Annotated in this window: 1 protein-coding gene; it reads right to left on the reverse strand. The window is 65.0% G+C overall.

Annotation, left to right across the window (positions count from 1 at the left end; translation table 11 throughout):
* Window positions 1-86: 86 nt before the first annotated feature.
* The coding region (locus EN742_RS37050; protein WP_148670620.1) for an enoyl-CoA hydratase/isomerase family protein at window positions 87-580 on the reverse strand (494 nt) is incomplete at its 5' end.

Genomic DNA, 580 nt, shown 5'->3' on the forward strand with positions numbered 1-580 from the left:
CGATCGCCTCTACGTCGGGAGCCGTCGCCGCGGTACGGCGCAGCGCATCGGCGACGGTGAGGGGAAAGAGACCCTCTAGCTCGAGCTCAGGCTTCACCATCGCTGGCTCCGGTTTCAGTCCGATCGACGAATTTCTTGATACCATCGCGCCAGCCTCCGTCCGCGAGGCACCGCTCGATCGCCGCCAGCTCGATGCGAATGCCATTGGCGAGGTCGGTCTCATAGCCGAGATCGACGGCCTGCTTGGTAAGCGCCATCGCAAGCGGCGGCGCGGCCGCGATGCTAGCGGCAACTTCTTCGCCTGTCCTGGCAAGATCGTCGTGGGGCACGACGCGTGCAACGAGGCCGCGCGCATAGGCTTCTTCGACGGGCATAACGCGGCCCGTGAACAGCAGTTCCTTGGCTCGCGGCTTGCCAATGACACGCTGCAGGCGCTGCGTTGCGCCGACCGTTCCCCATTGCGGTTCGGGAAACCGGAAGGTCGTTTTTTCCGATGCGACGGCGAAGTCGCAACTCATCAGGATTTCACCGCCCGAGCCGACGACCGGCCCCTGCGTAAGTGCCACCACAGGCTTGCCGC

Source organism: Mesorhizobium sp. M4A.F.Ca.ET.020.02.1.1, assembly GCF_004022645.1.
In the GTDB taxonomy this organism is placed as follows: Bacteria; Pseudomonadota; Alphaproteobacteria; order Rhizobiales; family Rhizobiaceae; genus Mesorhizobium.